Annotated in this window: 8 protein-coding genes; all 8 read right to left on the bottom strand. The window is 66.3% G+C overall.

Going from position 1 to position 7235, the window contains the following annotated elements; all coding sequences use genetic code 11:
- Positions 1 to 205: 205 nt before the first annotated feature.
- Positions 206 to 1429, bottom strand: coding sequence for a hypothetical protein (locus VN378_RS06585; RefSeq protein ID WP_325742129.1), 1224 nt, complete (start codon positions 1427 to 1429; stop codon positions 206 to 208).
- Positions 1430 to 1530: 101 nt separating this feature from the next.
- On the bottom strand, positions 1531 to 2775 hold the full coding sequence (locus VN378_RS06590) for a site-specific integrase (RefSeq protein ID WP_325742131.1): 1245 nt from the start codon (positions 2773 to 2775) through the stop codon (positions 1531 to 1533).
- Between the two features lie 546 nt (positions 2776 to 3321).
- Positions 3322 to 4110 carry a hypothetical protein gene (locus VN378_RS06595; protein ID WP_325742133.1) on the bottom strand — a complete coding sequence of 263 codons (789 nt, stop codon included), beginning with the start codon at positions 4108 to 4110 and terminating at the stop codon, positions 3322 to 3324.
- Entirely contained in the window at positions 4110 to 5117 is a 1008-nt protein-coding gene (locus tag VN378_RS06600) for a fumarylacetoacetate hydrolase family protein (protein ID WP_325742135.1), read from the bottom strand. Before VN378_RS06600 ends, VN378_RS06595 begins: the two co-directional genes overlap by 1 nt.
- A gap of 58 nt (positions 5118 to 5175) precedes the next feature.
- Complete coding sequence (locus tag VN378_RS06605) at positions 5176 to 5916, bottom strand: hypothetical protein (protein ID WP_325742137.1); 741 nt, start codon at positions 5914 to 5916, stop codon at positions 5176 to 5178.
- Between the two features lie 104 nt (positions 5917 to 6020).
- A complete protein-coding gene (locus VN378_RS06610; RefSeq protein WP_325742139.1) occupies positions 6021 to 6284 on the bottom strand; it encodes a hypothetical protein in 264 nt (87 codons plus the stop codon).
- Complete coding sequence (locus VN378_RS06615; RefSeq protein WP_325742141.1) at positions 6275 to 6781, bottom strand: isoprenylcysteine carboxylmethyltransferase family protein; 507 nt, start codon at positions 6779 to 6781, stop codon at positions 6275 to 6277. The genes VN378_RS06610 and VN378_RS06615 overlap by 10 nt, the downstream gene beginning before the upstream one ends.
- Positions 6778 to 7235: isoaspartyl peptidase/L-asparaginase (locus VN378_RS06620; RefSeq protein ID WP_325742143.1), on the bottom strand; the 458-nt coding region annotated here is incomplete at its 5' end. The genes VN378_RS06615 and VN378_RS06620, both read right to left, overlap by 4 nt.

Consider the following 7235-nt stretch of genomic DNA (forward strand, 5'->3'; position numbering starts at 1 on the left):
TCGGGACCCGCCTTCGCGGAAGGCATTATGGCCAGCGGTCATGCGTACCGCACCAACAGGTCGAACACATGGCCGCACCGACCAGCTCAACAGAACGCCAGATCACCCTTGCCAACGGAGAGCCGTCCACACATGGCGCTACGCAGCCAATTGACACCCGCACAGCGTTTCGAAATCTTACGGGTGATCTCTCCGGATGGGGCGGTCAGTATTCCATGTTGGCGTGGCGATCGAACTCATAGGCCAGCCGGTCCGCAAGGGCTTCCATGTGGTCGAACGAGGACATGGCCTGCGCGTACCGGCCGTCTTGGGCATAGGTCAAGATCAGAGGGTGGCCATGGTCCATGATGTAGAGCTCAGCCGGCTCACGCACGCCCGACCAGAGGTGGGCGACGAAATCCCGCAGAAGCTGGAGGGCTTGTTGATCGCGATAGGCTGCGCCGGCTCCTAGGCCGAAGCGAGCCCCGCCTTTCTGATCAAGGATTCGCAGGGGAACCGCACCTGCCGTGGAGTGGAAACTGAAGGCCTCACCGTCCTTCCCGAAGGAGCCGTGGGCGACGAAGTTGCGCACTTGCCGCCGTACCTCAAGCAGCTTGTCGAAATACGCCTTGTCCGCAGGAACATCGATGTCGAGCGCGGCCTTGAATTTCATTTCCCAGTCTGCCCGCGCCAGATCCCGGACGGCCTCTCCCGTTGTGTAGGCACCTCGCAGGATCGCGATCAGGATGAAGACGTGCTCCGTCCAGCTGAAAAAGCTTTCGATTGCGGACAGGGCGTAGTGCCCTGCCTCCTCTCGCAGCTCGTGCGCCGGCCAGTGGACGGTCCACGAATTCGGGCCCGAGTCAGTCCGGATGCTCTCCTTCTTGCGCGCCTCGGCCTCCGACGACCGGGCGTCGTACAGGTCGGCGAAGAACACGAACCGCCCGAACAGCGATGGCGCCCTATTGACGACATTCAGCGCCGAGGCCTTACCGGCCTCCTCGGCCAGCCAAGTGAAGTAGGCTTTTGACGACTTGACCCCTCGGTGGAGCAGGCGCGCTACCGCCTTCGCCCCCTCCAGGTCTTCCGGCGTGCCGCCGCCGAAGACCCCAAGTCCGAATTTACGGTGCTCGATTAGGAAGGCCCGGCCGTCGAGATCGATCGGCACCGACCAGGCGACCTTCTCGAACCGGCCGTTGTCCCGAAAGCCTAGCAGGTCGACCAGCAGAAAGCGCACGAGGTAGTAGGGCGGCAGGGCATCCGACGAAGCAAGGCGTTTGGCGCTGAAGAAGAAATCCTTCGGCGCCGTCGTCTGGGCGTTTGCCGGTTGCAGCGGATCGAGCGCGCGTTGCGCCGCAGCCCGCACCCGCTCCAGATCGAACCCTGCGGCGTTTGAGCGGACTTCAGTCATCGCGTCGAAGGTCCAAGGCAAGTGAGCTGCGTAGTTCAAACTAGAGTCGTCTTCTCGCAGAGTCGTCAATGTCTGCTAATGGCGCGTTTCAGTCGGTCCGGTAAAACGCGTTGGGCAATAATCTGCTAGGACGACAGTGTTCACGAGGTTGGGCGTTCGCCCGGTGGTGTCGAGCGGGTTCCCGCTCTTCGGCTCGGCTTAGGACGCCGAACGTTGATGGCCGACGCGTCGATCATATTCTTGATGTGGGACGCGTAGTATTTCTCGATCATCTCGACGCTGGTGCGGCAGTTTTTGGCGATCTGGTAGATGTCAGCGCCTTCCATGAGGCGCATGGAAATGTAGGTGTGCCGCAGGCTGTAGGCGGTGCGCACCTGACCATCCCTGTCTCGCTTGAGGTCCAGTTCTTCCAGGACGGTGTTGAGCAGCTCGCGCGGGGTGCAGCCGAAGACCTTTTCGGTGGGCTTCGGCACCTTTGCCCCGACTGGCGTGTTCCGCTGTGAGAGGCGACGAAAGGGCTGCACAGCGCCGGGCATGCTCTTGCAGTAGCCCACGCCCCGCTTACCCCTCACCTCAATCTCCAGGATGCGCTCGCCGGAGTCTTCATCGAGAACGATCTCGACATCCCGGAACTCCAAGCGGCCGGCCTCGTCAGGGCGAAGCCCGGTGTTGACCATGAACAGCACGTAGTCGTGCAGGCGTTGGGATTCGAAGGCCCAACGCCCCCGATTGTGTCGGGGGTTGGCGGCTCGTTCGCGTGTGGCCTCGTAGAGGAGCTTGTACTCGGCCGGGGAGAACCATGCCCGATGGACGATCTTGCCAGACGTTTTGTACGGGGTCGAAAGGTCGGGGAGGATGGCTAGCCAGCCGTGTCGATTGGCTGTCTTCAGGACCTGACGAAGCGTCACGATCTCATGGTGCAGAGTGGTGCGCGCTGGTCGCTTCGGTTCGCCGGTTTTCGGGTCGAGCCGGGATGTCATCCGGTGAACCCGGTACTCCTGCACCAGCCCGGGGGTGATCTCGCTCAGCAGCTTGTCGCCGAAGAAGGGGTAGAGGTGAACCCTCAGTCGATCACTGTGACCCTTGACGTACTCTGGGTTCCGCTCCCCCAAGGTGAGGGCTTCGTACTCGCGCACGAACTGCTCTCCGCCCTCCCTGAATGTCTTGCCTGATCGCTTAGGGGCGATGCCGCCGCCGAAACGGTGTTTGCCTTGAAGGGTCAGAAACCAATCCTCGGCGAAGTCCTTCGCCAGAGCGAGGCTCTCTTGCTTCGTAGTGCTGCGGAATTGACGGCCGCCGACGGACGCCGAGCACTGCCAGTGCGGGCTGTTCGGCCGCTTGAAGACTTGGACTTTGCCGCCGAGAAGCGCGTGTCGAGTGGTCATCGACAGGGCCTCCAAAATGCGCTGTTTGCGCTAGCACTGCGCTAGGCGCTTGCCGCACCATAGGGCCAGAAAAGTGCTATAAAATCAACGTGCCTCCGGTAAAACTGACGTGATTGACGGGCTTTTGAGTCCGGCGCGTCTACCAATTCCACCACGCCCGCACAGGCCGTCTGGGGTTATCCCGGCAGGCGGGCTTGGTAGCGTGAGGGGTCGGTCCGGGTCAATCGAGCAAAGGGCGCCGGCGAGGGCTTGGCTCGCCCGGAACCGGACAGTGAACGACCCTCCCGCACCGGCGCCGTCCGGAGGCAGGTCGACACGCGCCGCGAGAACTGTCGAAAGCTTAATCTCTCCCGCGCATCCGTAAAGGTGCGCCGCCGCCTCTGCTCCGGGAAATCGGAGGTCGGAATGAAACGCGTGATGTTGGCGACGATGTCAGCCCTGCTGCTGTCCTGCCAGGGACCGGCGGCGGTGCTGGCTCATGAGACCGCGGCGACGGCCCGAGGCGTTGCACCGGGCGATCAACACCGAGGTCCGGCGGACCGCACGCTATTGCACCTGAAACCGCATGGTCCCCACCAGAACCTGTCCGGGGACTGCGCCGCCCTCGCCGTCCACCACGACCCGCGCTGATCTCAAGGCTCGGACGGCGGCGCTTCCAAAGCCGGCCCTTGGATCGCTTTCCTTTTCCACGCGGCATTCAAGAAGCTCGCCTCGCGGCCCGACGATGCATGAGCTGACGGCGAAACCGGTCTCGATTCCCGCAGCGGCCGCGGCGGCCGGAAATTCGGGCCTGGCCATCCGGACCCAAGGAGAGTCGCCGGGGAAGGCGAACGAATTCCATCTAGGGAGACTGTCCCGCGGATCGCTCAGAGGAACGCCACAAGCCGTCAGAACCTGATCGACCCCTTCGGACCGGTCTGGAAGGTCCATGACAAGGCGTTGGGCCACACGGGGGTGCAGTTCCGACGAGCCCACGCCAAAACCAAGGACGCCGCTGCTCCGGAACTGGCGGGCATGGAACGCCGGCGTTCCACTGAGAACCGCCGCACCATCGCCTAGGTGAAACCAGTTCTGCGCATCGAGCGGTTGCTGATCGATGGCGACCTCGGCATAGCGGCTGAGCCCGGCGTCCGGATTCAATCCCCGGACGATGACGTTAAGGTCGCCGGCGCGGCACGTCACCATGATGGACTGGCCGGAAGAATAGGCGATGGACGCCGTTGTGAGGCGCTGCGCCGGATCGACAACGAGATCCCAGTCGTCTTCCGAAGCCTGGACCGGGGCCGCAAGCGCGACGCCCCATGCGATCAGCGAAAGCAGGACGCCGCCGATCATCAGACCGCCTCGACCGTCTGTTCGATGGCGCCGAAGATGGAGTGGCGCCCGTCGTCCAGCATCTCGATACGGACCGTGTCGCCATGTTTGAGGAAGGGCGTTTCGGCCTTGCCGCGCAGGATGGTTTCGACGGTCCTGACCTCGGCGATGCAGGAATAACCGAGGCCGCCTTCCGAGACAGGCTTGCCCGGGCCGCCGCCGGCGTCCCGGTTCGACACCGTGCCGGAGCCGATGATCGTGCCGGCGCACAGGGCCCGCGTCTTCGCCAGGTGAGCGATCAGCGTGCCGAAATCGAAGGTCATGTCGACGCCGGCGTCGGCCTTGCCGAAGTCTTCGCCGTTCAGCTGGACGGACAGTTCGCCCTTCAGCTTGCCGTCGGCCCAGCGGTCGCCGAGGGCGTCGGGCGTGACGAAGACGGGCGACAGGGCCGAGGCGGGCTTGGACTGGACGAAGCCGAAGCCCTTGGCCAGTTCGGCCGGGATCAGGTTGCGCAGCGACACGTCGTTGACGAGACCGACCAGACGGATATGGCCCAGGGCCTCCTCGCGGGTCACGCCCCGGGGCACGTCGCCGGTGACGACCACCACCTCGGCTTCGAGGTCGCAGCCCCAGGATTCGTCGGCCAGGGGAATGGGGTCGCGCGGAGCGAGGAAACCGTCCGAGCCGCCCTGATACATCAGAGGGTCGGTCCAGAAACTGTCGGGCATTTCGGCATTGCGCGCCTGACGCACCAGGGCGACGTGATTCACATAGGCCGAACCGTCGGCCCACTGATAGGCGCGGGGCAGGGGCGCCGCGGCCTCGCGCTCGTGGAACCGGCCGCGCGGCACCCCGCCGTGTTCGAGGCTTTCCGCCAGGGCGAGGAGATCCGGCTCGACCCGATCCCAGTTGTCCAGCGCGGCCTGCAGCGTGGGCGCGATCAGGAAGGCGTCAGTGAACCAGGCGAGGTCGTCGGAGACGAGAACGAGGCGGCCGTCGCGGCCGTGCTTGAGCGAGGCGAGTTTCATGCCTCAAGGCTTAGGCGGTTTCTCCGCGAGGGGAAACCGTCTCTCGCGACCGGCAGGGTCAGCCGTGGCTGAGGTCGGGTCCGCGGCGTCCGTCCTGCCCCGACAGTTCAGTCAACGCCGCGCGCATGGCCTTCACCCGGGCGGATTCATGACGCCAGTGTTCGTTGAAGGCGGCCACGGCCAGCCGCAGCGCCGCAGTCTGCTCCCGCGCGGTCAGGTCGCGGCGGGGGCCATGATCGTGCGGCTTCGGCCGGTCGGCGCGCGCCTGGGCGCCGGGGATGACATTGACGATCGTCACCGGCCCGATCGAGGACGACGCGGCCGGAGCGTCGGCGTCGCCGTGATGATCCGGCTCGCGTCCTTCACCGTCGTGCCCGTGGTCGTGCCCGTGGTCGTGATCGTGTCCGGCGCCGTGATGGTCGTCCGGTTTGCGCCCCGCCAGGGCGCCGCGGAGCCCTTCGACGCTCTCAACCAGGCCGTCATGCCCCATGACGAGGGCCAACGTCTTGCCGAGGCGGCGGTCGATGACGTCGACCAGCTGGGCCGCCCTCCCTTTCAAGGCGTTGTCGTCCGCCTTCATGGCCTCCTTGGCCGCCCTGTCGACCACCTTCCAGATCGAGGCCGTCGCATCTCCCGCGCGGGACCGCGCCCGGGCGCCCATGAACCAGCCGAGCAGAAACGCCGCCAGCAGCAACAGAAGGCCGGCCCCGACCATCGCCGGATCGGCGCCCAGCATGATCGGGGCGTCCAGAGGCGCATTGGCGGGGTCGGCTGTGGCGAAGTCGGCGCCGTAGGCCATGCTGCTGTCCCTCCCCGTCCGCGAGAACGCTACGCCGCCGCATCTTGCCCCGCCGGCCGGGCTTGGCAACGACAAAGGTTAACGGCGTCGCGATTTCGGCTGCGTCAGCCCGGCGGGGCGATCAGCGCCCTGGCCTCGGCTCCGGTGCGGGCGCCGGCGTCGCGCACCTCGACCTCGACGGCGATCGCGCCTTCGGGCTCATGGGCCCACAGGTAGCGTCGCTCGACCTCGACCTCGCGGCCCGAGGGCGCGAACCCGGTGAAACTGTCGCCCCAGGGCGTCACCGACTTCATGTCGGGCCAGGGCAGGGCGCAGGCGATGTCCAGCTCCTCGATGGCCATGGCCGACAGCTCGTCGTCTACAGCCACCGGCGCACCTTCTGACGGTAATCGTCATAGGCCGGGCCGAATTTGGCGGCCAGATAACGCTCCTCGCGGCGGATGACGAACCGGTCGACCACGATCAGACACGGGACCAGCAGGATCAACGCGATCCAGCTGTCCATGGCGATGGCCAGGCCGACGTAGGTCGCGGCGAACCCGACGTAGATCGGGTTGCGGCTGAGCCGGTAGGGACCCTCGATGATCAGGGCGGTGGACGGCTTCCACGGCTCGACCGCCGTGCCCCGACGGCGGAACAGACCCGCCGCCATGCCGTCCAGCAGCAAGCCGCCGACGATCAGGGCGAGCGCGAGGGCCCGGCGAACGGGAATCTCGAGCCCGAAACCGGCCGCCAGCCAGCCGAGGCCCGCCTCGATCGCCTCGGGCCGGGCTCCCAGTTCGGCCAGGCCCCAGCCGGCCAGCAGGAAGCCGAGGTAGATCAGGGGCGGCGGAGCGATGACGCCCGGGATGTCACGTCCGCTCATGGCTGCAAGGCCTCATCGCCATAGATGGCGACCCGCGTCGGCTCGCCGGAGGAGACGGCCCCGCGATACATACCCGAAGTGGTCATGGCGAACGCGGGCTGTCCGACGCGGTCCATGACGATGACGCCGCCCGAACCGCCCAGCGACAGGGCGTCGTCGACCTCGGCCTGACCGGCGGCCTGGCCCGAGGCCCCGGCCTGGATGCGGCTGCAGATGTCGCGGGCGACCGAGGCGCGGATGTAGAACTCCCCGTCGCCCGTGGCGGACACGGCGCAGCCGTCGCGATTGGACGCATAGGTGCCCGCGCCGATCACCGGCACGTCGCCCACCCGGCCCCAGCGTTTGGCGGTCATCCCCCCGGTCGAGGTGCCGGCGGCAAGTCGGCCCTCGCTGTCCAGCGCCACGGCTCCCACGGTGCCGAATTTGCGTTCGTTCAGGGGCGGGGCGGGCAGGT

The organism is Brevundimonas sp. (assembly GCF_035561115.1).
Taxonomy (GTDB): Bacteria; Pseudomonadota; Alphaproteobacteria; order Caulobacterales; family Caulobacteraceae; genus Brevundimonas.